25 protein-coding genes are annotated in these 24,023 nt (G+C 66.0%); 13 read left to right on the forward strand and 12 right to left on the reverse strand.

Features of this window, described 5'->3' with window-relative positions; all coding sequences use genetic code 11:
• The first annotated feature begins 6 nt into the window (after positions 1-6).
• Complete coding sequence (locus tag BEP01S_RS15590; protein ID WP_157070593.1) at positions 7-2,712, forward strand: ExeM/NucH family extracellular endonuclease; 2,706 nt, start codon at positions 7-9, stop codon at positions 2,710-2,712.
• Between the two features lie 3 nt (positions 2,713-2,715).
• Here the strand turns inward: BEP01S_RS15590 and BEP01S_RS15595 are convergent, their stop codons facing one another.
• Genes BEP01S_RS15595 through BEP01S_RS15605 form a run of 3 tightly spaced genes read right to left on the reverse strand, consistent with a single transcriptional unit; the run spans position 2,716 to position 6,653 of the window.
• Positions 2,716-3,882, reverse strand: a complete 1,167-nt coding sequence (locus BEP01S_RS15595; protein ID WP_062245098.1) for a PrpF domain-containing protein — start codon at positions 3,880-3,882, stop codon at positions 2,716-2,718.
• Between the two features lie 4 nt (positions 3,883-3,886).
• On the reverse strand, positions 3,887-5,167 hold the full coding sequence (locus tag BEP01S_RS15600; protein WP_062245100.1) for an MFS transporter: 1,281 nt from the start codon (positions 5,165-5,167) through the stop codon (positions 3,887-3,889).
• Positions 5,168-5,195: 28 nt separating this feature from the next.
• A complete protein-coding gene (locus BEP01S_RS15605) occupies positions 5,196-6,653 on the reverse strand; it encodes a benzaldehyde dehydrogenase (protein WP_062245102.1) in 1,458 nt (485 codons plus the stop codon).
• A gap of 131 nt (positions 6,654-6,784) precedes the next feature.
• On the opposite strand from BEP01S_RS15605, the gene BEP01S_RS15610 reads away from it, so the two are divergent.
• Positions 6,785-7,555 (forward strand): IclR family transcriptional regulator, encoded by a 771-nt coding sequence (locus tag BEP01S_RS15610; RefSeq protein ID WP_062245105.1) that lies wholly within the window; start codon positions 6,785-6,787, stop codon positions 7,553-7,555.
• A 16-nt stretch (positions 7,556-7,571) separates the two neighbouring features.
• On the opposite strand, the gene BEP01S_RS15615 is transcribed toward BEP01S_RS15610, so the two are convergent.
• Together BEP01S_RS15615 and BEP01S_RS15620 are read right to left on the reverse strand one after the other, a co-directional pair.
• Positions 7,572-7,958 (reverse strand): DUF1304 domain-containing protein, encoded by a 387-nt coding sequence (locus BEP01S_RS15615; protein ID WP_062245109.1) that lies wholly within the window; start codon positions 7,956-7,958, stop codon positions 7,572-7,574.
• Positions 7,955-8,218, reverse strand: coding sequence for a DUF2277 domain-containing protein (locus BEP01S_RS15620; RefSeq protein ID WP_062245112.1), 264 nt, complete (start codon positions 8,216-8,218; stop codon positions 7,955-7,957). The genes BEP01S_RS15615 and BEP01S_RS15620 overlap by 4 nt, the downstream gene beginning before the upstream one ends.
• A gap of 81 nt (positions 8,219-8,299) precedes the next feature.
• Between BEP01S_RS15620 and BEP01S_RS15625 the strand changes: the two genes are divergently transcribed.
• Entirely contained in the window at positions 8,300-9,031 is a 732-nt protein-coding gene (locus tag BEP01S_RS15625; protein WP_062245246.1) for a GTP pyrophosphokinase, read from the forward strand.
• Here BEP01S_RS15625 and BEP01S_RS15630 read toward each other — a convergent pair.
• Positions 9,012-9,590 carry a dihydrofolate reductase family protein gene (locus BEP01S_RS15630; RefSeq protein ID WP_062245114.1) on the reverse strand — a complete coding sequence of 193 codons (579 nt, stop codon included), beginning with the start codon at positions 9,588-9,590 and terminating at the stop codon, positions 9,012-9,014. The genes BEP01S_RS15625 and BEP01S_RS15630 overlap by 20 nt on opposite strands.
• A gap of 199 nt (positions 9,591-9,789) precedes the next feature.
• On the opposite strand from BEP01S_RS15630, the gene BEP01S_RS15635 reads away from it, so the two are divergent.
• On the forward strand, positions 9,790-10,548 hold the full coding sequence (locus BEP01S_RS15635) for an SDR family NAD(P)-dependent oxidoreductase (RefSeq protein WP_062245117.1): 759 nt from the start codon (positions 9,790-9,792) through the stop codon (positions 10,546-10,548).
• A 36-nt stretch (positions 10,549-10,584) separates the two neighbouring features.
• Here the strand turns inward: BEP01S_RS15635 and BEP01S_RS15640 are convergent, their stop codons facing one another.
• Complete coding sequence (locus BEP01S_RS15640) at positions 10,585-12,093, reverse strand: multicopper oxidase family protein (protein WP_062245119.1); 1,509 nt, start codon at positions 12,091-12,093, stop codon at positions 10,585-10,587.
• A complete protein-coding gene (locus tag BEP01S_RS15645; protein ID WP_157070594.1) occupies positions 12,090-12,494 on the reverse strand; it encodes a hypothetical protein in 405 nt (134 codons plus the stop codon). The genes BEP01S_RS15640 and BEP01S_RS15645 overlap by 4 nt, the downstream gene beginning before the upstream one ends.
• Before the next feature lie 152 nt (positions 12,495-12,646).
• Between BEP01S_RS15645 and BEP01S_RS15650 the strand changes: the two genes are divergently transcribed.
• The 3 genes from BEP01S_RS15650 to BEP01S_RS15660 all read left to right on the forward strand — a co-directional run bounded on the left by BEP01S_RS15650 (position 12,647) and on the right by BEP01S_RS15660 (position 14,866).
• Complete coding sequence (locus tag BEP01S_RS15650; protein WP_062245125.1) at positions 12,647-13,825, forward strand: sensor histidine kinase; 1,179 nt, start codon at positions 12,647-12,649, stop codon at positions 13,823-13,825.
• Positions 13,822-14,502, forward strand: a complete 681-nt coding sequence (locus BEP01S_RS15655; protein ID WP_062245129.1) for a response regulator — start codon at positions 13,822-13,824, stop codon at positions 14,500-14,502. Before BEP01S_RS15650 ends, BEP01S_RS15655 begins: the two co-directional genes overlap by 4 nt.
• A 121-nt stretch (positions 14,503-14,623) precedes the next feature.
• Complete coding sequence (locus tag BEP01S_RS15660) at positions 14,624-14,866, forward strand: hypothetical protein (RefSeq protein WP_062245132.1); 243 nt, start codon at positions 14,624-14,626, stop codon at positions 14,864-14,866.
• Here the strand turns inward: BEP01S_RS15660 and BEP01S_RS15665 are convergent, their stop codons facing one another.
• The 4 genes from BEP01S_RS15665 to BEP01S_RS15680 all read right to left on the reverse strand — a co-directional run bounded on the left by BEP01S_RS15665 (position 14,867) and on the right by BEP01S_RS15680 (position 17,123).
• Entirely contained in the window at positions 14,867-15,220 is a 354-nt protein-coding gene (locus BEP01S_RS15665) for a VOC family protein (protein WP_062245135.1), read from the reverse strand.
• A gap of 4 nt (positions 15,221-15,224) precedes the next feature.
• Positions 15,225-15,758 carry an O-acetyl-ADP-ribose deacetylase gene (locus BEP01S_RS15670; protein ID WP_062245138.1) on the reverse strand — a complete coding sequence of 178 codons (534 nt, stop codon included), beginning with the start codon at positions 15,756-15,758 and terminating at the stop codon, positions 15,225-15,227.
• 91 nt (positions 15,759-15,849) lie between these two features.
• Complete coding sequence (locus tag BEP01S_RS15675) at positions 15,850-16,074, reverse strand: sulfurtransferase TusA family protein (RefSeq protein WP_039207979.1); 225 nt, start codon at positions 16,072-16,074, stop codon at positions 15,850-15,852.
• Positions 16,071-17,123: a YeeE/YedE family protein gene (locus tag BEP01S_RS15680; RefSeq protein ID WP_062245143.1), complete on the reverse strand. Its 1,053-nt coding sequence runs from the start codon at positions 17,121-17,123 to the stop codon at positions 16,071-16,073. The genes BEP01S_RS15675 and BEP01S_RS15680 overlap by 4 nt, the downstream gene beginning before the upstream one ends.
• 198 nt (positions 17,124-17,321) lie before the next feature.
• Between BEP01S_RS15680 and BEP01S_RS15685 the strand changes: the two genes are divergently transcribed.
• From BEP01S_RS15685 to BEP01S_RS15710, 6 genes are all read left to right on the forward strand, one after another.
• Positions 17,322-18,506 carry a 4-hydroxybenzoate 3-monooxygenase gene (locus BEP01S_RS15685; protein ID WP_062245147.1) on the forward strand — a complete coding sequence of 395 codons (1,185 nt, stop codon included), beginning with the start codon at positions 17,322-17,324 and terminating at the stop codon, positions 18,504-18,506.
• Between the two features lie 48 nt (positions 18,507-18,554).
• A complete protein-coding gene (pcaH, locus tag BEP01S_RS15690; RefSeq protein ID WP_062245150.1) occupies positions 18,555-19,373 on the forward strand; it encodes a protocatechuate 3,4-dioxygenase subunit beta in 819 nt (272 codons plus the stop codon).
• On the forward strand, positions 19,366-19,950 hold the full coding sequence (pcaG, locus tag BEP01S_RS15695; RefSeq protein WP_062245152.1) for a protocatechuate 3,4-dioxygenase subunit alpha: 585 nt from the start codon (positions 19,366-19,368) through the stop codon (positions 19,948-19,950). The genes pcaH and pcaG overlap by 8 nt, the downstream gene beginning before the upstream one ends.
• Positions 19,951-19,956: 6 nt before the next feature.
• Entirely contained in the window at positions 19,957-21,327 is a 1,371-nt protein-coding gene (locus BEP01S_RS15700) for a lyase family protein (RefSeq protein ID WP_062245156.1), read from the forward strand.
• A 44-nt stretch (positions 21,328-21,371) separates the two neighbouring features.
• On the forward strand, positions 21,372-22,694 hold the full coding sequence (gene pcaDC, locus BEP01S_RS17360) for a bifunctional 3-oxoadipate enol-lactonase/4-carboxymuconolactone decarboxylase PcaDC (protein ID WP_062245160.1): 1,323 nt from the start codon (positions 21,372-21,374) through the stop codon (positions 22,692-22,694).
• 109 nt (positions 22,695-22,803) lie between these two features.
• Entirely contained in the window at positions 22,804-24,021 is a 1,218-nt protein-coding gene (locus BEP01S_RS15710) for an MFS transporter (RefSeq protein WP_062245162.1), read from the forward strand.
• Positions 24,022-24,023 lie beyond the last annotated feature (2 nt).

Genomic DNA, 24,023 nt, shown 5'->3' on the forward strand with positions numbered 1-24,023 from the left:
GCTCCCATGAAAGTCACGACAACTCTCTCCTCCGCCGCGGCGCTCAGCCTCGTCGCGGGCCTGTCACTCTCCCTGTCGCCTGCGGTCGCTGCAGACGTCGCGGACGGTGACGTCAACATCTCCGAGATCGCCTACACCCCCGAGACCGATTTCATCGAGATCGCCGCCGACCCCGGCACCGATATCTCCGGATGGACCTTCGGTTCGGTGACACGCGGCGGCAGCGTCCAGGCGCAGCAGAACACCGTCACCGTGCCCGAGGACACGACGGTCGGCGATTCCGGTGCCGTCGCGATCGACGTGCCGATCACGAACTCCGTCAAGGCCGGTTCAGCCGCCGACGGCGAGTACGGCTCGAGCGCCTTCGTCATCGACGACGACGGCGAGCTGGTCGACTTCCAGCAGATCGGCGGCGTCGTCGACGGCAAGGGCGTCACCGGCACGAAGAACACCTTCACCCCCGCACCCGTCATCGGCCAGGAGGCCGAACCGACCGGCGCGACTGCCGCAGGCGGCCAGTCGATCCAGCTCACCGGCGATGCGTGGAAATCGGCGGTCCCCACCCCGAACGCCCTGCCAGACAGCAGTGACGACGGAGACGACGATGGCGACGACGATGGCGACGACGGCGAATCTCCCGATGGCGTCACGCCGATCGCCGACATCCAGGGCACGGGCGACGCCAGCCCCATCCAAGGCAAGACCGTGACCACCCGCGGTGTCGTCACCGCCGCCTACCCCGAAGGCGGGCTGAACGGCTACTACATCCAGACCCCAGGCACCGGTGGAGCCGACGCCGCAGATGACACCGCTTCCGACGGCATCTTCGTCTACTCCCCCGACACCGTGGCCGATGTCAGCATCGACGACCACGTCGAGGTCACCGGCACCGTGTCCGAACACTACGGCCAGTCCCAGATCTCCGTGTCAGCGAGCGGACTGAGCGACGTCGACGAACCCGCCGCGGCCGTCAAACCCATCGAAGACGCCTTCCCCGCCGGGAACGAGAAGCGCGAATCCCTCGAAGGCATGCTCCTGCAGCCGAGCGAATCGCTGACCGTCGCCGACAACTACAACACGAACACCTACGGTGAGGTGGTCCTCGCAACCGGTGAAGGCACCCTCGACCAGCCCACCGACGTCCACCGCCCCGCCACCCCCGAGGCGAAGGCCCTGGAAGCCGAGAACCTCGAACGGGAAGTCGTCCTCGATGACGGCGCCACGGTGAACTTCCTCAAGACCGATAAGGACGTCCCCCTGCCCTACCTCAGCCAGGACGAACCCGTCCGCGTCGGCGCGCAGGCGAACTTCACCTCCCCGGTGGTGCTCGGCTTCGATCACGAGAAGTGGCGGTTCCAGCCGACGACCCGCCTGACCGGGGACAACGCCGAGGCGGTGCAACCGACCAGCTTCACCGACACCCGCACCGAGGCCCCCGAGGCCGTGGGCGGACAGGTCAGCCTCGCGAGCTTCAACGTGCTCAACTACTTCACCACCACCGGTGACCAGCTGGACGGCTGCCAGTACTACGACGACCGCGAAGGCAACCACATCACCGTCCGCGGCGGCTGCGATGCCCGCGGTGCCGCGAACGCGGAGAGCCTCAAGCGGCAGGAGACGAAGATCGTCACCGCGATCAACAAGCTCGACGCATCGGTGGTCTCGCTCATGGAGATCGAGAACTCCGCCGCCTTCGGCAAGGACCGCGACGACGCGCTGGCGACCTTGGTCAAGCGCCTCAACGAGGCGGCCGGAGCCGAGAAATGGGACTTCGTCGAATCCCCCGACGCCGTTCCGGCTGATGAGGACGTCATCCGCACGGCCCTGATCTATCAACCCGCCGAGGTGGCCCCGCAGAACGAGTCCACGATCCTTGATGATCAGGATGCGTTCTCCAATGCCCGCGAACCCCTGTCTCAGGCGTTCGCCCCGAAGGACGGCTCCGGTGAGGTCGAGAAGGACAAGACCTTCGTGACGATCTCCAACCACTTCAAGTCCAAGGGATCGGGTTCAGGTCCGGGCAATGAGGACTCCGGTGATGGTCAGGGCGCGTCGAACGCCGATCGTGTGAAGCAGGCTGAAGCGCTCGTCGGCTTCGCCGGTGACCAGCAGGAGGCGGCCGACAGCGAACTGGTCTACCTCCTCGGTGACTTCAACTCCTACACTCAGGAGGACCCGATGCAGGTCTTCTTTGAGGCCGGGTACAAGGACATCGCGGCGGAGAAGACGGACGAATCCACCTACGTCTATGGTTCGCGCACCGGCAGCCTCGACCACGTCCTCGCTCTCGACGCCTCGGACGCAGGCGATGGGCCGACGGCCTTCGGCTCTGTCACCGGGGCCGATGTCTGGAACATCAACTCGGTCGAGTCCCTGGCACTCGAGTACAGCCGGTTCAACTACAACGTCGCCGATCTCTTCGCTCCGGACCAGTTCCGGGCCTCCGACCATGATCCGGTCGTCGTCGGCCTCTTCGACGAAACGGACGAAGGCGGCGACGATGACAGCGGAGCCGATGGATCCGATGAGTCGAACGACGATGCCGACGGTGCGGACAACGCCGACGGCTCAAGCGACCACCCCGGCGGAAAGAACGCGGGGAAGAACGGCGGCAAGAACGGCGGCAAGAACGGCAATCATTGGGGCAGCCGCGACGGTGATCACCCTGGAGGCAAGAACGCCGGGAAGAACGGTCGCCACAACGGTTGGTGACACCTAGTCGGTGACGGCCACCTGCCCCCGCATGAGCACTCGTGCCGTGCGAAAGAGGGAGGTGGCCGTCACCGTGTCCGCGTCGAAGACGGCACCGGCCGTGACGACGCCCGAAGGGGTGGCCAGCCGCACTTCCGGCCCGACATTTTTGTCTTCGTACCCGGTGTCGGACCCGGGCCTGGAGCGTCGGATGATGCGGTTGATGATCGTGTCCGGGATCTGCGCGGCCGCGGCCAGGCACATGGCTCCGGTTCCGGGCACGGCTTTATGCGTCTGACCCATGGAGATCATCCGCACGAGCAGGTCGGTCTCCTCGACGGCCAGGGTCGTTCCGTCGAGCAATCGGGTGGGCTGTGGGGCGGCGACCACGGCGACCTTCGGCACGACGTCCGGCGCTTCCTCCGGTGACTCACACAGCCCCATCCGCACAGCGGCGTTGCGGCGCAGCTTCGCGATCATGCCCATCGCGTGCTTGTTCGCGTCGATCTCCTCCGGAGATTCGGTGCCCTTGAGTCCGATCGCAGCACCCGGGACGATGACGACGGGCAGGGTGGCGTCGACGAGGCTGACCTCGAACATCGCCCCACCGGCAGTGATGGACTCGGCTGCCTTCCCCGTCGGCAGGAGTCCGGCGGTGCGGCTGCCGGCCGGGTCGGGGTAGATGAGTTCGAGCGGTGCGCCCGTTCCGCTGACTCCGGGCAGCACCAGATCTCCCGTAACGTCGGCCTGCCCATCGACGACGCCGAGGCCGACGTCGACGAGTTTCTGCGTGTTCGTATTGAACAGCCGGAAGACATTCCATCCGTCGGCTGCGGTGATCAGACCCTCTGACAGCGCGAAGGGCACGACCCCGGACGACAGATTTCCGCAGTTGCCGGAATAGTCGACGGCCGCCTCGGTGACGGAGACCTGACCGAACGTGTAGTCGAGGTCGACCCCGTCCCTCGCCGAGGCGGCCACGACGACGATCTTCGACAGCGAGGAGATTCCCCCGCCCATTCCGTCGAGCTGACGGCCGAACGGATCGGGCGAGCCCATCGCCTGGCAGAAGATCGTGTCCCACTCCGCCGTGTCCCCGTCCGCGTTGAGCGACGGCAGCGCGGATTCGCTGAAGAACAGTCCCTTGCTTGTGCCGCCGCGAACGAACGTGGCATCGACCCACCGAGTCATGCTTTCAGCGTAGCGACTTCGGCACGATCGCCATGGCAGCGAACCCGAGCACGGCGACGACAGCGAAGAGATAGAAGCCCCACGGATAGGCGATGCCCGCGGTGACGAGGGCGCCGGTGATGAACGGACCGACGATGGCACCGATCCGACCGATGCCCGAAGCCATGCCCAGCGCGGTGCCGCGGGCCTGAGCCGGGTAGATGGCCGAGACGAAGGCGTAGACGAGCACCTGGGCGGAGAAGACGAAGACTCCGGTGATGAACACCGCGATGTTGAGCAGCACCTGGCTGGTCATCGGAATCGACAGTGCGGCGAGGAAGATCGCTGCGAGGACGAACCACATGAGCACGATCTTCTTCGTCCCGTGCTTGTCGGCCAGCCAGCCGGCCAGGACGAGCCCGACGACGGCACCGATGTTCATGACGAAGAGCATGACCAGAGAATCCGAGACCTCGTAGCCGGCGTCGGCCATGATCTTCGGCAGCCAGGTGTTGAGTCCGTAGACCAACAGGAGTCCCATGAAGCTCGCTGCCCACACGCCGATGGTCACCAGGGCCAGCTTGCCCTCGAAGAGCCCCGCCATTCCTGTCTTCGCCTGCGCGTCGACGGTGCCGGACGGATCAGCAGCGTCGACATCCACCGCCTGCGCGGCAGCGGGGTTGCGTTTGAGTTCCTGAGCGATGAGGAAGACCTCGGATTCGGGCAGCTTCCAGATCAGGAGGGGCACCATGACGAGGCCGGCGATTCCGCCGGCGAGGAAGAGCAGGTGCCAATTGTGGGAGTAAACGACGGCGAGCAGGGAGATCGCGACGGCGCCGGCATGGTAGCCGGTCATCGTCAGCGTCGTGGCCTTTCCGGTCTTACCCGACTTGTTGTACTCGCTGATGTAGGCGAGCGCGCTGGGCATCACGGCACCGAGGAACAGTCCGGCAATGAACCGGTAGGTGGTGAACAGTGCGACGTTCGGAGCGAACGCGACGAGCAGAGTGAAGACGCTGAAGCCGATGACGCAGCCGATGATCGCCCACCGTCGTCCGATCCGGTCGACGACGGGGCCGACGGATACAGCGCCGAGGCCGACGCCCACGAGGCTGAGCGTGGCCACCATCGTGGCCGCCTCGGGGGTGAATCCGAGGGCCTCGGTGGCCAGCAGCTCGGGGATGACCGCGCCGAGGACGACGAGGTCGAAGCCTTCCAAAGCGACGGCCAGCCAGCACAGGACGGCCGGCCAGCGGCCCGCCGAGGCGGAACCGGTCGCGGATGCGGATGGGGCGGTTGCGGACATCGGTGTCTCCGGTGTGTTGTCGTGCAGGTCAGAAGGGGTAGGGCGCGATGGACGAGCGCATCGTCACCCACTGGGTTTCGGTGAAGGCTTCGATATTGGCCTCAGCCCCGCCGAAACGGGATCCGTTGCCGGAGTCCTTCATCCCGCCGAAGGGGACGTTGGCCTCGTCGGAGACGGTCTGTTCGTTGATATGGACCTTCCCGGTGTCGACGAGGTCGGCCAGGTCCATGGCCAGACCCACATCGCCGAGGATGCCGAGCGAGAGTCCGTATTCACTGTCGTTGACCATCTCGGCGGCTTCTTCGAGGGTGGAGAAGCGGGCCACCGGGGCGACGGGTCCGAAGATCTCCTGCGCCCAGGCGGGGTTCGACGGGCTGAGATCCGTGAGCACTGTGGGCAGGACGAAGGCGCCTTCGCCCGGGCCTCCGGCGACGAGTGTGGCGCCGTCGGCGGTGGCTTTGTCGAGGATGTCGCGGACGTGGGTGCGCTGTTTCTCGTCGATGATCGGTCCGATCGCAACCTCCTCGGTGGCGGGGTTGCCCACCGGCAGATTGCGGGCGCGTTCGGCCAGCTGTTCGACATAGTCGTCGTAGATGGATTCGTGGACGAGGTGGCGGCCTGTGGTCATGCAGATCTGGCCTTGGTGCATCCACGATCCGAAGGCCCCCGCGGAGGTGGCCGGACCAACCTCGGCTCCGGGCAGGACGACGAGCGCATTGTTTCCACCGAGTTCGAGGTGGCAGCGCTTGAGGAGGCGACCCGCGGCTTCGCCGACCTTGCGTCCGGCCGCAGTGGAACCGGTGAACGAGATGACGGAGACCTCGGGAGCGGCGACGACGGCTTCACCGGCGTCAAGGCCGCCGGGCAGAACCTGGAGCAGCCCTTCGGGCAGTCCCGCCTCGGCGAAGACCTTCGCGATCGCCACTCCGGCGCACACGGCGGTGCGCGGGTCCGGCTTGAGCAGAACCGCGTTGCCCAGGGCCAGGGCCGGGGCGACGGAGCGCATGGCGAGGATGAGGGGGAAGTTGAACGGGGCGATGACGGAGACGACTCCGGCGGGCACCCGACGGGCGAAGGACCAGCGGGGTTCGTTCGAGGTGAGCACCTGCCCCTTGGGGTGGCTGGGCAGGGCGGAGGATTCGTAGCAGATGGCTTCGGCGGAGGAGATCTCGAGTGCGGCCTTCGGCGGGATGGAGCCGGCTTCTCGGATAATCCATCCGGCGATCTCATCGCCGTGTTCGGCCCACAGAGCACCGGCGCGGCGCAGCACTGCGGCCCGTTCGGCAGGAGTGGTCTTCGCCCATTCCTTCTGTGCAGCGGCGGCTCGCGTGGCGGCGGCGGTGACATCGTCGGCGCTGGCGGCACCGAGGCGGCCGAGGGTCTCACCGGTGGCCGGTTCGATGACGTCGTAGGTCTCTCCGGAGCCGGCGGTCCAGGTGCCGGTGAAGATCTTCTCGTGCCAGTCGGTTCCCAGGAAATCAGTCATTGTCTGTCCTCACTTCTTTGTCGGGGCGGGACTGTGGTGCACCTCTCGTCAGAGTAGTGACCCGCACCACCCGAAGCCACAGCGCTCCCATTCATTGAGAATTTCGATAGAGAGCCGCTAGAATCCGAGGCATGGCGAACTCTCCTTCCGGCGACTCGATGATCGATCGGCTCGTGCGTGTGCTCGCATCCTTCGACCCGGACCATCAGAGCCTGAGCACCGACGAGATCGCCGAGCGTGCCGAACTGCCGAAGTCGACGGCCTACCGACTCATCGGTGAGATGATGCGTCACGATCTGCTCCAGCGCGACCCCAATGGGCGTATCCGAATCGGAGTCGGGATGTGGGAGCTGTCGAACCGCGCCTCCGATGCCGTCGATCTGGCTTCGGTGGCCAGGCCGCACATGATGGGTGTACACGAGTTCGTCGGTGAGAACACCCAGTTGGGCATTCTGCGGGAGCGGGAGGTGCTCATCATCGAGCGCATGTCGGCGCCGAATGCGGTCATCCACCGGTCGAAGACCGCCGGTCGGCTGCCGGCTCATGCGTCGTCCTGCGGACTCGTGCTCTTGGCGTATGCGCCCAAACATGTGCGTGAGGCGTATCTGCGGGGTCCGCTGGCCGCACTCACGGAGAAGACGACGACGGATCCTGCCGCCCTGCGCAAGATGTTCACCTCGATCCGGTCTCACCATTTCGCGGAGCTGTCCGGCCATATCGATGAGGGCACGACAGGCATCACGGTTCCTGTCTTCGATGCCGGTGGGGCGGCGATCGCCGGGCTTGGCGTCGTCATCGATTCGGAGCACCGGAAAGGTGTGCCCGCGATCATGCGGGTCCTACGGACCGCCTCGGCGAGGATCACGCAGGATCTCTCAGCCGATCATCGATTCGCCGGCTGAACCGGATCGCCGCGACTCAGATCAGCACTCCGACGATCAGGCAGAGCACACCGAGCAGCGGCAGAGTGCCCTGTTTGATCGCGGAGGCGAGCAGCTCACGGCTTGAGAGTGCGAGCACCAGTGCTGCGGCGAGCATCGATCCTGCCCCGACGAAGACGAGGGTGAGACCGACCGCAGCAGAGCCTGCACCGAAGACGATGAGGCCGATGAACACAGCGAGTGCCAAGAAGAGGTTGTAGAAGCCCTGGTTGAAGGCCAGGGACTTCGTCGTCTCGGCCTCGGCCTCGGTGGTGCCGAATGTGGCGCGGGCACGTGGACTCGTCCAGGCGATGGACTCCAGGTAGAAGATGAAGACGTGCAGGGCGGCGGCGAGGCCGGCGACGACGAGTCCGGCGATCGTCATGCGCGACCTGCGAATCTCGCTCGTCGCTTCTCCGCTTCCTCCTCTCGATTCTTCGGCGGCGCGTTCGTCACCAGCGCATCGAGGAGGTGCTGGGTGGTGTGCGCGATCTCCTCGACAGCGGCGTCGAAGGCTTCGGCATTGGCCTGCGAGGGCTTCGTCGTCCCGGCGATCTTGCGCACGTACTGCAGGGCGGCGGCGTGGACTTCGTCGGAGGTGGCGGCGGGTTCGAAATTATGGAGTGTTCTGATGTTTCTGCACATGCCAAAACGGTACCCCTCGGCACTGACGCAGCACAGATGTTCCGCCGATACACTGAGGCCACAATGGAGATCGGGAGAGAGATGACGCCAGCAGAGACAGCCCTGACAACGCAGCAGATCGAGAGCATCCGTCAGCTGCGGCTGGATTTCTCGCAGCTGATCATGCACCACCGATTCGTCATCGACGAGGTGCTCACGAAGATCTCGATCCTGCGCGAGGAGTCCGTCCACACGCGCAGCTACAACCCGATCGAGCACATCTCCTCTCGCGTGAAGTCGCCGCGGAGCCTGCTGGAGAAGGTCCATCGTCGGGGCCTGCCGCTCGACACCGAGATCATCCGGCGGGAGATCACCGACATCGCGGGCATCCGCATCACCTGCAGCTTCATCGCCGACACCTATCACGTCCTCGAGCTGCTCACCGCGCAGAACGACGTCCGCCTCGTCGAGGTCAAGGACTACATCGCAGAGCCGAAGCCCAACGGCTACCGCAGCCTGCACGCGATCCTCGAGGTCCCGGTGTTCCTCCGCAGCGGGCCGACCCCGGTCATCTGCGAGGTGCAGATCCGCACGATCGCGATGGACTTCTGGGCGAGCCTCGAACACAAGATCCACTACAAGTTCGACGGCGACGTTCCCGAACGTCTCATCGGCGAGCTCACCGAGGCGGCCGACGCGGCTAGTGAACTCGACCGGAAGATGGAACGCCTCCACGCCGAGGTCAGAAGCGGTTCACCGGATGTCGATTCCGGCGAGGAGTTCGACGAGGAGGCTCTGCGGATCCTTTGGGACCTCAGTCGGCGGGAGGGCTAGACCTCTTGGGTCGGTACGTCCGGCCGAAGCTGCGGGCGTTCGCCGTATCGATCGTCTCGAGCTCCCAGTCGACCCGCCGTCCGCCGGGAACATCGAAGATCCGGGTGCCGTCGCCGAGGAAAACCGGGGCGACGTAGACCTGGAGTTCGTCGATGAGGTCGACCTCGAGCGCTTGCCGGGCGATATCGGCGCTGATGATCTGGATGTCACGGTCACCAGCGATGGCCTGGGCCCTCTCGACCGCCTCAGTGATGGTGCAGTTCATCGCGGTCACCGAGGCGTCCCCGGCCAAATCCTCGGGACGGTGGGTGAGGATGATCTCCGTCCCTGACCACGCACCGCCGTAAGCCTCGGACGTCAGCTCATCGCGTTCGTCGGCCTGCGTCTTGGCCGCGTCGTAGCCGCGGCGGCCGGAGATGATGACGGCAACCTTCGACGCCATGCCCTCGGTGGTGCCTTCGGCGTTCGGTTCGGAGGCCGAGAGCCACGACATGTCATGGCCCGGCCCGGCGATGAATCCGTCGATCGAACAAGTGAAGCCCCATGCCACTTTTCCCATCGCTCCCCCTCGAGCCGCAGCGATCATCAATCTAGTTGCAGATTGCAATCAGTTAACCACTGTTGCCAGCCTCGATCAATGCCCCGTGTGACCGAACAGGCCGACTTACAGCGGAATATTCTCCGACTCTTCCTCGTTACGCCTAGTGAGGACCACATCAGCGGGGTCCCGAAGATTTTCGAGAAAGAAGGTCATCACCATGGCAGATTTCACGGACAAGGTCGCGCTCGTCACCGGCGGCGGATCGGGGCTCGGGGAGGCGATCTCCAAGGACCTCGCCTCCAAGGGCGCGAAGGTCGTCCTCACCGACATCAATCTCGAGGCAGCCGAGCGTGTCGCCCGCGAGATCACCGAGGCCGGAGGCACCGCCTCGGCGATCCAGCAGGACACGTCCTCGAAGGAGGACTCGGAGAAGGTCGTCAAGTTCGCCGTCGACACCTACGGCGGACTCAACTTCGCCGTGAACAACGCGGGCATCGGCGGCAAGCAGGCTCCCGCCGGCGAGACGGACCTCGATTCCTGGGATCAGGTCATCGACGTCAACCTCAACGGCGTGCTCTACGGCATGCGTTTCCAGATCCCGGCCATGCTCAAGGCCGGCGCGAAGGACTCCGCCATCGTCAATATGGCCTCGATCCACGGAACCGTCGCCGCGATCAACAACGGCGCCTACACGGCTGCCAAGCACGGCGTCGTCGGCATCACGAAGAATGCCGCCGCCGAATACGGCGCCGAGGGTCTGCGCATCAACGCCGTTGGTCCCGGCTACATCACGACCCCGCTGCTGGAATCGAACCTCGACGCCGAGACGCTCGAGGGGCTCAAGGCCAAGCACCCCCTCGGCCGCTTGGGCACCGCCGACGAGGTCGCAAAGGTCGTATCGTTCCTGCTCTCCGACGATGCCTCGTTCGTCACCGGCGCCTATTACCTCATTGACGGCGGCTACACCGCGGTGTGATCGCTCTGTCGATGACGCACGAGCACTGTCACCGCCTCAGTGCTCGTGCCCGGCCCCGTCATGCCCGGCCGGCACCCCGACTTCTGCCTCCTGACCTCGCTCGATGACGACGAACTGGCCCATCATGCCCTCGTCCTCGTGCAGCAGCATGTGGCAGTGATACATGTACGGCATCGTCGGGTCGGCGTAGTCCTCGAATCGCATGAGCAGTCGGTAGTCGCGATTCGGTTCGAGGTAGATCGTGTCCTTCCTTCCGCTCATCTCCACCGGCGGCGTCTCCCCGTCGACCGAGAGCACCTCGAACTGCACGTCATGGATATGGAAGCTGTGAGGGATCGGCTGCTTGCTGCGCACCTCCCACACCTCGGTGTCGCCGACGTAGGCCACCTCGTCGATGCGGTTCATGTCCATCCGCTCACCGTTGATCTCACGTTCCTCGAGTTCGAACTTGCGGGTCGTGGCTGCCTCAGCCTCAACTAGGGCATCGTCCCCAGCATGCGACGACGGCGACCATGCGGGTTCCGGAGCAGGTGTCAGGGTCTCGGCCGCACGGAATTCGAGAACGTCGAAGGAATCGTGTCCGCCCATCGTCGCCGGCACCGCTACCCCGCCGAGGTCGACCTCGGCCGAGCGCATCCGCACCGTCTCACCTGCGGTGAAGTCGACGACCACCTCGGCGCGCTCACCCGGTGCCAACCTCAGCCGATCGACCTCGGCAGGTTCGTCGAGGAGTCCGCCGTCACCGGCGATGAGATCCATCGACCGATCGGGGAATTCGAAGGCGTACGTCCTCGCCGTCGATCCGTTGAGCAGACGCAGCCGCACCTTCTCCGATGTCACCTCCTGCACCCCGCCGATGGTGCCGTTGACCATGACGGTGTCGCCGAGCATCCCCGGTTCGGCCCCGTCGTCGCTGAGCTCGAGCTCACCATCGTCGAAAGACTTGTCCTGGACGATGAGCGGGAGATCGTCGACGCCGTACTCGTCCGGCAGATCCGCGTCGGCGCTAGCATCGTCGTCGAGGATGACCATCCCAGCCAGCCCTTTGTACACGTGGTCTTCGGTCTTCCCGTGGGGATGCGGGTGGTACCACAGGGTCGACGCCTGCTGGTCGATCGTCCAGTGCGGCTTCCACGTCTGACCAGGATCGATCATCTGATGCGGACCGCCGTCCATCGTCGCCGGCAGATGCATCCCGTGCCAGTGCACGCTCGTCGCTTCGTCGAGGTCGTTCGCAACGTCGACGGCGACTTTCTCCCCGCGTTCGGCCCGCAGGGTGGGTCCGAGAAATGACCCATTGAATCCCCAGGTCTCCGTCGGTCCGTCCTGACCGGGAAACTCAGTCGACCCTTTCTCAGCGGTGAGGTCGAAGGTGCGCACTCCGCCGTTGACCGTCGATTCCGCCAACGGCGGGATGGCCAGTTCATTCGTGAACTCGGCCTCCGTCACCGAGGTGGTCGACACTCCGCAGGCAGCCAGCCCGACCGCGACGACCACCGCGACAGCGGCCCCGGCAGCGACCGAGGCGTGCGGGCGCCGTCTCATCGCTGCTCCCGCTTCCCGAGCATCGCCTGGATTCCGTAGGCTGCCAGTCCGGTGAGGGCGCCGATCCCGGCGCCCATCGCCACGCTGGGGATGAAGGCCATGAGCATGGAGGGGCCTGCGCCGGTCATTCCGGTACTGGCGAGCAGGCCTCCGAGGGCGAGGTTGAGGAACCCGTATGCGGCACCGCAGATCGTCAGAGTGAGCACGGGCCGAGCGACGCGGGCGAAGCCGACGGTCCCGATCCACACCGCTCCGGTGAGACCGAGCAGAGTGAGGGCGCGGACGGCACCGTCACCGAGGATGGGCCACAGTCCGGTCAGCGGCCACAGCAGTGCCAGAGAGGACAGACCGACGATGAGCGGCCAGGACAGGGGACGTTTCGAATGTGTTGTCGTATTCATCTCCTCTACTCTTCCGGTCGGCCGGATCTGCCACATCGACGCTGAGGCGTCAGTTCCTCCCGCCCCGAGGCGAGGCTCGAGTCGCCTGGAGGCGGTTGCCCGATCGACGCCGAACGACTGCGGCGGACGCGTTTGCTCCGTAGTCTTGGACTATGGGTTCGGCAGATGTGAGTGAGACGGGTGAAGAGCGCGAGCGCCTCGAACCGTGGCTGACTGATGCCTCCCTGGCTGTTGCGGTGACCCTGGTGATCTCGCTGGTCATCGCCGCCGATGCCGAGTCCTCCCCGCTGCCCGGCGTCGCCTGGGCGATCGGTTTCGGTGCCCTGATGCTCCTGCGTCGCCGTCTGCCGCTGACCGTTCTGGCCGTGACCGTGTTCGGGATCTTCGCCTACTACGCTCTGAATCTGCCGCCGATCGGCATGGTCCTGCCCGCGGTCGGTGCCCTCTACTCGACTGCCGAGGTGCGGCGCACCTCATGGGCGGTGCTCGGTGCCGCGGTCTTGATTGCCGTGTCGACGTTCTACCGGTTCGATGACCTCGATCCGCGCGCCCAACTGACCGGGTACGGCTTCGTCACCGAACTTGCCCTGGCAGCCGCCGCGATCGCCCTGGGGTCCGTGGTCCGTTTGGTCCGGGAGACCCGTACGCAGTCGGCGCGCATCGCCGCCCTCACCACTGCCGAGGAGTCCCGAGCCGCCGAGGCGCGGATGCACTCCGAACGAGTGCGCATCGCCCGCGACCTCCACGACACGATCGGCCATACCCTGTCCGTGGCTTCCCTGCACACCTCAGTGGCGGCCGAGGCCGTGGATCCGGACGACCGCGCGGCCGCACTCGAACGGGTGCGCGGTGCGACCTCGGAGGCACTGCGGGAACTGCGTCGCACGGTCAAGGTCCTCCGCGAGGAGTCCGCAGGTGTGACCGACCCGGGACCTGCCTCGGCGCTGGGGTTGGCTTCGATCTCCACCGTCATCGAGGCGGCCCGAGCCGCCGGCCTCGACGTCACGGTCGACCTCGGTGTCGATCCGGCACGGCTGCCGCGAGCCGTCGATGCGGCGGCATTTCGAATCGTCCAGGAGTCGGTGACGAACGTGCTCCGCCATTCCGGGGCGAGCGCGGCCCAGGTCTCTGCTCAGGTGCAAGGCGACGAACTCATCGTACGCATTGTCGATGACGGTGTCGGCGGAACCACGGGCTCGGAGCCTGGTGCCGGCATCCGCGGGATGACGGAACGGGCGGGGCTGCTCGGGGGTCGCCTCGCTGCTGGACCGAACGTTGAAGGATTTGAAGTGATCGCGCGTCTGCCGATCGAGGTTGAGGAGAACGAATGACCGAGACGATTCGCGTCGTCATCGTCGACGATCAGGAACTCGTCCGGGCCGGACTGCGGCCCCTGGCCGAACGCGACGGAGACATCACGGTCGTCGCCGAGGCGACGGACGGGAGATCAGGACTGTCGCATGTGCGGGAGCTGCGCCCCGATGTCGTGCTCATGGACATCCGCATGCCCGTCATGGACGGAATCGAGGCGACGCAGGCGATCGTCGCCGACGATGCGCTGAACGGGGTCAGGGTTCTCATACTCACCACCTTCGACGAGGACGAGAACGTCTTCGCGGCTATCCGGGCGGGTGCCGCCGGGTACCTACTCAAGGACGTCTCCCCCGACGATCTGCGCTCGGCAATCCGCACGGTCGCCGCCGGTGACGCCCTGCTGTCGCCATCGATCACCGCTGCGGTCATGCGGGCCGTCGCCGAGGGACACTCCTCCGATCCGGACGGCCATGGGCTCGATGAGCTGACCGAACGGGAAGTCGAGGTCCTCAGCGGAATCGGGCGCGGACTGACCAATGACGAGATCGCCGCCGAACTCTTCCTCAGCCCCGCCACGGCTCGCACCTATGTCAGCCGACTGCTCACTCGCCTCGACGCTCGGGACCGAGCGGCGCTCATCGTGCTCGCCTATGAGACGGGGCTGGTCCGGCCAGGCGGAGGCGCTCCTCACTGATCGGAACCGACTCCCATCGAACGTCCTCCGATCACCCAGTGCACACTCTGACTGCAGGAGTAGCGTTGCAGGCACAGCCCAAAAGGTTTGGACCGTGGACGAAAACATCAGGTGATCGACCATGAGCACAACCCAGATCTATCAGTCTCCGCAGCCCCTGCAGGTGGTCGGCAAGAGTGCGGCGCTGTTCCTCTTCCTCGGCGTCCTCGGCTTCCTCTTCGTCAAGGTCGTCGGCCCGATCCTCCAGACCGGACCCGAATATGTCATCGAGGCGATCGTCTCCGGGGTCCCGCTGCTCATCGCCGCCGGATGCGCCGTCACCGCGCTGACGCTGACGATCGTGCACCGGATCCGGCGTTCCTGATCAGCGAGAGTGCGCGACGATATTGAACACGTTGCCATCGGGTGCGCGGACGAAGAACCGTCGCACTCCCCATTCCTCGTCAGTGAGCGGGTGGACGATCTCGATGCCCTGCTCCTGTGCTTCAGCAAAGGCAACGTCGACGTCTTCGACGAGCACCGAAGCCACGGGATTCGTGTGCCCGGTCTCATCCTCGGTGAGCACCTGCACGCTGGCGCCGGTCTCCGGAGAGGTGAAGCGTGCCACCCAGCCGAGGTTGAACTCCTCGTCGCTCAGCCCGAGGAAGCCCGCATAGAACTCCCGAGCGGTGTCGAGATCGTCGACTGCGATGTCCGGGATGACTCTGTTGACCTGCATGCCATCACCACTGATCGTGGTCGAAGACCTGGCAGAACACGCTGGTCATCTGATCGCTGAAGAGGACGAACTGCAGCTCGTCGATCGATTCCCAGCGCCCGCGGGACCGTCCGTCGACGATGACGCTGTGAACCGCCTCGGCGACGTCTCTGGGCGACCAGCCGTAGACTCCGCCGCCGATGGCGGGGAACGCGATCGAAGAGGCTCCGACCTCCTCGGCGAGGTTGAGGCTCGACTCGAAACAGGACTCGAGGATCTCCGGGTCCGCCTCACCCGCGTTCCGATTCGGTCCGACCGTGTGGATGACCCAGCGGGCAGGCAGATCCCCCGCCGAGGTGGCCACGGCCTGACCCGGCGGCAGACCGCGCACATGGGTGGTCTGCCTGACCTCGCGGCAGGCTTCGAGCAGCGCGGGACCAGCCGCGCGGTGGATGGCTCCGTCGACTCCGCCGCCACCAAGCAGAGACGAATTCGCGGCGTTGACGATCGCGTCGACGGCCACCTCGGTGATATCGCCTTCGAGAACCGTGATCTTCATGCCTCGAGTCTAGACATCGGCACTGACAATGCACATCGGCCAGCGCAGCTTTTCAGCTGCGCCGGCCGATGTGGCTGGGTTCTTCCGTGAGTCAGGCCTTCTGGACGGTGATGGTCCAGCTGGCGTCGGTGACCCGGTCGAAGTGGGTGACGGGATAGCCGTTCTCGGCGGCCCACTGCGGGATCGCCTCGGTGGCCTGAGTGCAGTCGAAGTTGATGACGAGTTCGTCACCGGCCTCGAGACCGGTCATCGCATCCTTGGCTTCGACGAGGGGGAAGGGGCAGACCTGGCCGTCGGTTTCGAGTACTTGCTTCATACTGTCCTGCTTTCCGCGGGCGCTGCGGCCTGCGACTTCTTCGGTTTGATGGAGACCTTGGCTGCGATTCCGGAGCCGACGATCATGAAGACCATAGACACCCAGCCCTGGTATTCGAACTGTGCGGTCGAGACCATCGCGTTGCCGACGGTGCAGCCGCCGGCGATGGCTGCGCCGACGCCCATGCCGATACCGCCGATGATCGACTTGATGATCACGCTCTTGTCCGGCACGCGGACCCGGAACTCGCCGGAGGCCTTTGCTGCGATGAAGGAGCCGACAAGGATGCCGATGACGAGCATGACGCCCCAGTCGATGAGCTGCGTGTCACCCGTGGTGAGGTATCCGGCGAGGTTCGCCGAGGGGGTGGTGATGCCCAGACCCGAGTTGCGGCCCGTGGCGGCGGAGAGCGGCCAGGCGATCGTGGCGATGATGCCGATGACCACGGCTGTGGCGAAGGGGTTCCAGCGCTTCTCGGTGAGCAGGTGCGCCAGGCCTGTCTTGCGCGGAGGCAGGGTGGCCATCGGAGTCTTGAGTTTGCGGGCATGGTGGACGGTCAGCCAGATCGCCACTGCAGAGATGATGGCGACGAAGACCCAGGGGCTCATGCCGGTGCTCGCCTGCAGGCTGCCGTTGTCCAGGGTGATCCCGCGGATGCCCTCGGTGAAGCCGGCGAGCGGGCCGAGCTTCATCACCGCGGAGAAGAGGGCGTAGAAGATGAGGGCGAACCAGCTGCCGACGAGTCCTTCACCGGCCCGGTAGTAGGTGCCAGTCGCGCAGCCTCCGGCGTAGACCATGGCCCAACCGAAGATCAGTCCGCCGACGATCGAGGCCAGCCATGGGAACGGCGTCGCCTCGAGGGTGATGACTCCGAAGCTGTTGAGCAGGAACAGGCCGATGGAATGCACGGCGATGAGCACGATGAGGGCGGAGAACCACCGCGTGTTCCCCGTCAGGGTGAGGTCGCGGAAGGCCCCGGTCACACAGAAACGCCCACGTTGGAACACAAATCCGAGGACGAGGCCGACTATAAGTCCGGTAATGATCATTGAGCTGCTTTCTGTTCACGGCAGGTTCGCTGACGAACACAACAGTGGCCTATTTTGCTCAACAATCGGGGATCAGTCAACCATGAGCGACAAGGAGCGCCGCCAGCACCGCACATCTCCCATTCATTGAGAACGTCGTCGCCTCACGTCCGTGACTGGGAGCACACTGTTGAGAAGAGAGAAGGCAAGGAGGCCAAAGTGGCACAACTTCAGACAGAGGTCGCGATCGTCGGCGCCGGACCCGCGGGACTCATGCTCGCGCACCTGCTGCACAACGCAGGCATCGAATCCGTCGTCATCGACAATCGCAGCCGCGACGATATCGCCCACACCCACCGCGCCGGAATCCTCGAAGCAGGATCGGTGCGCATGCTCGAGGCCGCAGGCGTCGAATCCCGCGTCCACAAGGACGGGCACCGCCACGACGGCATCGACATCCGAGTCAACGGCACCTCGAACCACTTCGACTTCCCCGAACTCGTCGGCGAATCCGTCTGGCTCTACCCCCAGAATGAGATCTTCGTCGACCTCTCCGCCGCCCGCGAACGAACCGGCCGCCCCATCTACTACTCGGTCACGGACACCCGCATCGGCGATATCGAAACCGAACGCCCATGGGTCACCGCCACCACCTCCGACGGCGAGGAACTGCGCATCGACGCCCGTTACGTCGTCGGCTCCGACGGCTCCCGCGGACCCTGCCGCTCGATGATCCCGGACGACACCCGACAGCGGTTCTTCCACGAGTACCCCTTCGCCTGGTTCGGCATCCTCTGCGAAGCCCCGCCCAGCCACGAAGTCCTCATCTACTCCCGCTCCGAACGCGGATTCGCACTCATCTCCCAGCGCAGCTCGAACGTCCAGCGGATGTACTTCCAGGCCTCCCCCGACACCGACGTGGCCGACTGGTCCGACGACCGGATCTGGAGCGAACTCCAGGCGCGCGTCGACGGCCCCGACGGCTTCGAGCTCAAGACCGGGCCAATCTTCGACAAGACCGTGCTGCCCTTCCGTTCGGCCGTGACCGAGCCGATGCAGCACGGATCGATGTTCCTCGCCGGCGACAGCGCCCACACGGTCCCGCCGACCGGAGCGAAGGGCCTCAACCTCGCCTTCGCTGACGTCGCAGTACTCGCACCCGCCCTCATCAAGGCGCTCAAGGAATCCGACGCCGAGGCGCTGGCCGGCTATTCGCAGACCGCGACCAAGCGCGTCTGGAAGGCCCAGAACTTCTCCTACCAGATGACACGGATGCTCCACACCGACCCGACTCAGGATGCCTTCGAAACGAAGCGCAGCCTCGGCGAGCTCCGATCCATCCTCGAATCCGACCACGGTCGCCGCTACCTGGCCGAGTGCTACACCGGCTGGCCACACGGCTGAGCCGCCACGACCCCACCACGACCTCAACCTCAGCAGAAAGGTTCGACGATGAGTGCACAACAGAACTCGGACGCCGACGAATTGAAGGGCCCCGACGACGCCGCAGAATCCCAGGCGACGCTGTCCGCCGAGATCGACGGCATCGAAGCGCAGTACAAGCAGGACGTCGCGGGCGGCAAGAAGCCCGAGACCCAGCCCCGCCTGGACTACCGGCCCTACCGGTCCTCGATCCTGCGCCATCCGACGAAGGACCCCCGCCACACCGACCCGGAGACGATCGAGCTCTTCTCCCCCGCCTTCGGACACCGGGACATCGGCACCCTCGAATCGGATCTCACCATCCAGGCCGACGGCGAACCCATCGGCGAGCGCATCCGCGTCACCGGTCGGGTCCTCGACGGCGAAGGACGCCCCGTGCGCAACCAGCTCGTCGAGATCTGGCAGGCGAACTCGGCCGGCCGCTACATCCACAAACGCGACCAGCACCCGGCCCCGATCGACCCGAACTTCACCGGCGTCGGACGCACCCTGACCGGCGACGACGGCTCCTATTCATTCACGACGATCAAGCCCGGCCCCTACCCGTGGAAGAACCACCACAACGCCTGGCGACCGGCCCATATCCACTTCTCGCTCTTCGGATCCGAGTTCACACAGCGGATGATCACTCAGATGTACTTCCCAGGCGATCCGCTCTTCGCGCTCGACCCGATCTACCAGTCGATCACCGACCAGAAGGCCCGCGACCGCCTGGTCGCGACCTATGACCACAACATCACCGAGCACGAATTCCTCATGGGCTTTAACTGGGACATCGTGCTCACCGGCGCCAACCGGACCTGGATGGAAGAAGAGGACGATGACTGACACCCCCACGACCCCTGATCTCACACCGACCCCGGGCCAGACCGTCGGTCCGTTCTACGGCTATGCGCTGCCGTTCGAGCACGATAATGAGCTCGTCCCGCCCGGCTCGGCTCGCGCCGTGCAGCTGACAGGAACCGTCTATGACGGAGCCGGTGACCCGGTCCCCGATGCCATCCTCGAGATCTGGCAGCCCGATGAGCACGGCGCTGTCCCCCGCGAGACGGGATCGCTGCGCCGCAACGGCTTCACCTTCACCGGCTTCGGCCGCGCCGCCGTCGACCCCGAAGGCGAGTTCAGCTTCTCCACGGTCGATCCCGGCCCCACCGAGGCGGGCAAGGCCCCCTTCATCAGCGTCGTCATCTTCGCCCGCGGGCTGCTCAACCGCCTGTTCACCCGCATCTACCTGCCCGAGGACACCGCGGCCCTGGCCGCCGACCCTCTCCTGTCCTCGCTCGACGACGACGAGCGCTCCCGCCTCATCGCCACTCGAGGGGCTGACGGATCGCTGCACTTCGACATACGGTTGCAGGGTGAGGAGGAAACCCCCTTCCTCCGTTTCCCCAGCCACGAGGACTGACGCGACATGACCGACACCGCCCACACCCGGTTCCTCTTCGCCCCCGGCGATCTGCGCGGATCCGAAGCCATCGACGACGCCGCGTTCATCACTGCGATCGGCCAAGTCGAGACCGCATGGATCGTCGCGCAGGGACGGGTGGGGCTGGTGTCGTCGGAGATCCGCGCCGAGGTGGCCGCCGCCATCGATGCCACGATCCGCACGCTCACGGACGATCCCACCCAATTGCAGACCCTCGGCGAGGATGCCGAATCCGGAGGCAACCCGCTCATCCCGTTCCTCGCTCTCGTCCGCTCCCGGCTCTCTTCCGAAGCCTCACGCTGCCTGCACCGGGGACTGACCAGCCAAGACGTCATCGATACGGCGATCGGTCTGCTCGTTTCCCGCGTCGTTCGACAGATGCAGGCACGCCTCGAAGTCATCGGCGCCTCCCTCGTCGAACTCTCCGACGCTCACGCCCAGACCCTGTGTCTGGCCCGCACCCTCACCCAGCCGGCCCTGCCGACGACCTTCGGACTCAAGGCCGCAGCCTGGGCCGCCGAGGTCAATGAAGTCCAGGGGCAGGCGCCCTACGTCGACTATGTGCAGGTCGGCGGGGCCGCCGGCACCCGTGCCGCGATCCGCTGGTTCGCCGGCGACTCCACCGAATCCCTGCTGCGCGAATTCCACGTCCAGATGGTCGGCCCCGATGCGGCACTCACCCAGATCCCCGTTCCCTGGCACACCGATCGCGTCCGCATTCTCTCCTGGGGCTCCCACCTCGCCCAATGCGTCACCGTCGGGGCGTCCATCGCCCGCGACGTCCTCATCGGCGTGCGTCCCGAGATCGGTGAGCTGTCCCTGGCCTCCACCGGCGGGTCCTCGACGATGCCGCACAAGTCGAACCCCACCTCGGCGGTGCTGCTCCACCGCAACGGAATGCGCGTCCCCGGAGCGCTGTCCACTCTGACCACGGCCGCCGCCGAAGCCATCGAAGAACGCTCCGACGGCGCCTGGCATGCCGAATGGCCGGCCCTGTCCGAGCTCATGACCCTGGCGATCTCCTCGCTCATCATCCTCGACGAGATGATCGCGGGCCTGCGGGTCAACGCCGAGGCCATGCGCGTCAACCTCGACGCCGCCTCCCCCGGGATCTATGGGGAGAAGCTCGGCATCGTCTTCGGCGACCGGATCGACAAAGACACTCGCGCAGCCATCATCGCCCCCGGCTCCGATCCTGTCGCAGCGCTGCGCGCCGAGATCGGCGACGAGGACGGAATCGAGGAATTCTTCACCCCCGAGTCCTACCTCGGTGAGGCCGAGGACATCCGCCGCACCATCCTGGCGACCATCGACAGTTCCGGACCGCAGGAGATCGACCTGCCGTCCTTCGACTGAGACCCGTATTCCGATTTGAGAGCCGACCGAAGAAAGTGACATCCATGGACCTCACCGCATCCGTCCTTGCCGCCCCCGCCGCCCCTGCCGCCGACGCCCGGGTGCTCGTCGTCCTGCCCTCGCTGGGCACCTCCGTAGCAGCTCTGTGGCAGCAGGCCGCCACCGAACTGACCGCGCTCAGTCCGGAGACGACGGTCATCGGCATCGACCTGCCCGGTCACGGTCGTTCGGTTCCGATCGACGTCCCTGCGGGGACCTCGGTGGCCCCGCGAATCACGATGTTCGACCTCGCCGAGGCGGTCCTGGGCACCCTGGACCGGGTCCTTCCCGATGTGGCCGCCCCCGGCGCTCCCGTCGACCTCGCCGGTGATTCGATCGGCGGTGCCACCGCCCTGCAGCTGGCGCTCGACCACGGAGACCGCTTCGGCCGCATCGCTGTCTTCTGCACGGGCGCGAAGATCGGTGAGGCCTCGGCGTGGGAGGAACGGGCACAGACCGTGGCGACCTCGGGCACCCCGACTCAGGTCATCGGTTCGGCACAGCGCTGGTTCGGTGAAGGGTTCATGGACCGGGAACCGGAGGCCTCGGCCGCACTCCTGCATTCTCTTCAGGACGCCGACCGCTTTTCCTATGCCGCTCTCTGCTACGCGCTGGCCGACTTCGACGTCCGCTCGCGCCTGCCCGAGATCACGAGGCCGCTGCTAGCCGTCGCCGGGTCTCAGGACCAGCCGACTCCGGCGACGAAGCTCGCCGAGATTGCAGGCGAGGTCCCCGGCGCGCTCCTCGAGGTCATCGACGGTGCCGCCCACCTCGTCCCGGCCGAGGCTCCGGTCGTGACCGCGGGTCTGCTCGCTGACTTTCTGCAGGGAAAGGGACTCGGCGCCGGTGCCGGCGGCACGGGCGGGGTCGGCGCGGCCGCCGCAGGAGTTTCGGAGACCGAACTTCCGACCGCTTCCGGACCGAGGGAAGCCAGCCGCGACGACGTGCGCGAGGCCGGAATGACCGTGCGACGGCAGGTGCTCTCCGACGCCCACGTCGACCGCGCGAATGCGAAGGTCGATGACTTCACGGCCGACTTCCAGGACCTCATCACCCGCTACGCCTGGGGAGAGATCTGGACCCGACCGGGACTCGAACGTCGCATGCGCTCGGCGATCACGCTCACGGCCATGATCGCCGGCGGCCACGAAGCCGAACTGGCCATGCACGTCAAGGCCGCGCTGCGCAATGGACTCACCCGCGACGAGATCAAGGAGGTCCTCCTCCAGTCCGCGATCTACTGCTCCGTGCCGAGCGCGAACACCGCTTTCTCCGTCGCTTCCCAGGCCCTGGCCGAATACGAGGCGGAGGAAGCCCCAGCCGACTGAGGCTGTTCGAATCGTCACATTGCGTCCTCAGGGGTTCCGAGGAAAGTCTGTGGGCAATAGGCTGGTGCGGTTGCCTCGCCGATCCCGCTTTTCCCCTTGAAGGAGCCCTATGAGTGATGCCCCGGTCTCCCGCGGAGTCTACAAGTTCGCCGTCTTCGCCTTGGCGATCGGCGCTTTCGCCATCGGAGTGACCGAATTCGCGACCATGGGCCTGCTGCCCATGATCGCCGAGGAACTGGGCATCACGGTCCCCCAGGCCGGGCATGCGGTGTCGTTCTATGCGATCGGCGTCGTCGTCGGCGCACCGCTGATCACGACCATCGCCGCGCACATGGACCGCAAGCTGCTGCTCCTGTGCATGATGGGCCTCTTCGCTCTGGGCAACCTCGCCTCGATGCTCGCCCCGACCGCGACGCTGTTCAACATCGCGCGCTTCGTCTCCGGTCTGCCGCACGGAGCCTACCTGGGCATCGGAGCCGTCGTCGCCGCCTCCCTCGTCCCGGCCAACCGACGCGGCCGAGCCATGTCACGCGTGATGCTCGGCCTGACGATCGCGAACATCTTCGGCGTGCCCTTCGCCGCAGCCCTCGGCAATATGTTCGGATGGCGAAGCGCCTACGCCCTCGTCGCCGCGCTCGGAGTGCTCACCGTCATCATGGTCGCCATCGCCGTTCCGCGAGTGAGCGTCGGTGCCGGTGAGGTGCCTTCGGCCCGCGGCGAGATCAAGGCTCTCGGCCGGGTCCAGATCATCCTCACCCTCGTTGCCGGTTCCGTGGGCTTCGGCGGAATGTTCGCCGTCTACACCTACATCACCCCGACGATGACCGACGTCGCCGGCGTCCCCAGCGTCGCGATCCCGTGGGTGCTCGCCGTCTACGGCCTCGGCATGACCGCCGGCTCGCTGATCGCCGGGCCTCTGGTCGACAAGTCCATCGAACGCTCGGCGACCGGCGGCATGATCCTCTCGGCCCTCGTGCTCGCCGCCTTCGGCGCCTTCACCCACATCGCGGCCGTTGCCATCATCGCGCTCTTCCTCATCGGCGTCTCGGGGTCGATGATCACCACGGCCCTGCAGATGCGTCTGTTCCGCGAATCCCATGACGCCCCGAGCCTGTCAGCGGCCATGAACCATGCCGCCTTCAACCTCGCCAATGCGCTCGGCGCGTGGCTCGGCGGAATCGTCATCACCGCCGGCCTCGGCTACCGTGCACCGGCGTGGGTGGGTGTGGGCCTGTGCGTGTCCGGGCTCATCGTCATCTCCGTTGCGATCTTCCTTCGCCGAGGCGGCTCCCCCGACCCGAGCACCCGCACCTCCGTCGAGACCTGACC

It is taken from the genome of Brevibacterium epidermidis NBRC 14811 (assembly GCF_001570805.1).
Lineage (GTDB): Bacteria > Actinomycetota > Actinomycetes > Actinomycetales > Brevibacteriaceae > Brevibacterium > Brevibacterium epidermidis.

Excerpts from the sequence above, each read along its gene's own strand:
- BEP01S_RS15620 (WP_062245112.1), bottom strand. The coding sequence starts at position 8,218 with ATGTGCAGAAACATCAGAACACTCCATAATTTCGAACCCGCCGCCACC.
- BEP01S_RS15630 (WP_062245114.1), bottom strand. The coding sequence starts at position 9,590 with ATGGGAAAAGTGGCATGGGGCTTCACTTGTTCGATCGACGGATTCATC.
- BEP01S_RS15675 (WP_039207979.1), bottom strand. The coding sequence starts at position 16,074 with ATGAAGCAAGTACTCGAAACCGACGGCCAGGTCTGCCCCTTCCCCCTC.
- BEP01S_RS15615 (WP_062245109.1), bottom strand. The coding sequence starts at position 7,958 with ATGACGATCGCCGGACTCGTCGTCGCCGGCCTCGCCGCCGCCCTGCAC.
- BEP01S_RS15665 (WP_062245135.1), bottom strand. The coding sequence starts at position 15,220 with ATGCAGGTCAACAGAGTCATCCCGGACATCGCAGTCGACGATCTCGAC.
- pcaDC (WP_062245160.1), top strand. The coding sequence starts at position 21,372 with ATGGACCTCACCGCATCCGTCCTTGCCGCCCCCGCCGCCCCTGCCGCC.
- BEP01S_RS15680 (WP_062245143.1), bottom strand. The coding sequence starts at position 17,123 with ATGATCATTACCGGACTTATAGTCGGCCTCGTCCTCGGATTTGTGTTC.
- BEP01S_RS15600 (WP_062245100.1), bottom strand. The coding sequence starts at position 5,167 with ATGTCCGCAACCGCCCCATCCGCATCCGCGACCGGTTCCGCCTCGGCG.
- pcaH (WP_062245150.1), top strand. The coding sequence starts at position 18,555 with ATGAGTGCACAACAGAACTCGGACGCCGACGAATTGAAGGGCCCCGAC.
- BEP01S_RS15640 (WP_062245119.1), bottom strand. The coding sequence starts at position 12,093 with ATGAGACGGCGCCCGCACGCCTCGGTCGCTGCCGGGGCCGCTGTCGCG.
- pcaG (WP_062245152.1), top strand. The coding sequence starts at position 19,366 with ATGACTGACACCCCCACGACCCCTGATCTCACACCGACCCCGGGCCAG.
- BEP01S_RS15590 (WP_157070593.1), top strand. The coding sequence starts at position 7 with ATGAAAGTCACGACAACTCTCTCCTCCGCCGCGGCGCTCAGCCTCGTC.
- BEP01S_RS15645 (WP_157070594.1), bottom strand. The coding sequence starts at position 12,494 with ATGAATACGACAACACATTCGAAACGTCCCCTGTCCTGGCCGCTCATC.
- BEP01S_RS15700 (WP_062245156.1), top strand. The coding sequence starts at position 19,957 with ATGACCGACACCGCCCACACCCGGTTCCTCTTCGCCCCCGGCGATCTG.
- BEP01S_RS15610 (WP_062245105.1), top strand. The coding sequence starts at position 6,785 with ATGGCGAACTCTCCTTCCGGCGACTCGATGATCGATCGGCTCGTGCGT.
- BEP01S_RS15655 (WP_062245129.1), top strand. The coding sequence starts at position 13,822 with ATGACCGAGACGATTCGCGTCGTCATCGTCGACGATCAGGAACTCGTC.
- BEP01S_RS15710 (WP_062245162.1), top strand. The coding sequence starts at position 22,804 with ATGAGTGATGCCCCGGTCTCCCGCGGAGTCTACAAGTTCGCCGTCTTC.
- BEP01S_RS15595 (WP_062245098.1), bottom strand. The coding sequence starts at position 3,882 with ATGACTCGGTGGGTCGATGCCACGTTCGTTCGCGGCGGCACAAGCAAG.
- BEP01S_RS15650 (WP_062245125.1), top strand. The coding sequence starts at position 12,647 with ATGGGTTCGGCAGATGTGAGTGAGACGGGTGAAGAGCGCGAGCGCCTC.
- BEP01S_RS15660 (WP_062245132.1), top strand. The coding sequence starts at position 14,624 with ATGAGCACAACCCAGATCTATCAGTCTCCGCAGCCCCTGCAGGTGGTC.
- BEP01S_RS15670 (WP_062245138.1), bottom strand. The coding sequence starts at position 15,758 with ATGAAGATCACGGTTCTCGAAGGCGATATCACCGAGGTGGCCGTCGAC.
- BEP01S_RS15625 (WP_062245246.1), top strand. The coding sequence starts at position 8,300 with ATGACGCCAGCAGAGACAGCCCTGACAACGCAGCAGATCGAGAGCATC.
- BEP01S_RS15605 (WP_062245102.1), bottom strand. The coding sequence starts at position 6,653 with ATGACTGATTTCCTGGGAACCGACTGGCACGAGAAGATCTTCACCGGC.
- BEP01S_RS15635 (WP_062245117.1), top strand. The coding sequence starts at position 9,790 with ATGGCAGATTTCACGGACAAGGTCGCGCTCGTCACCGGCGGCGGATCG.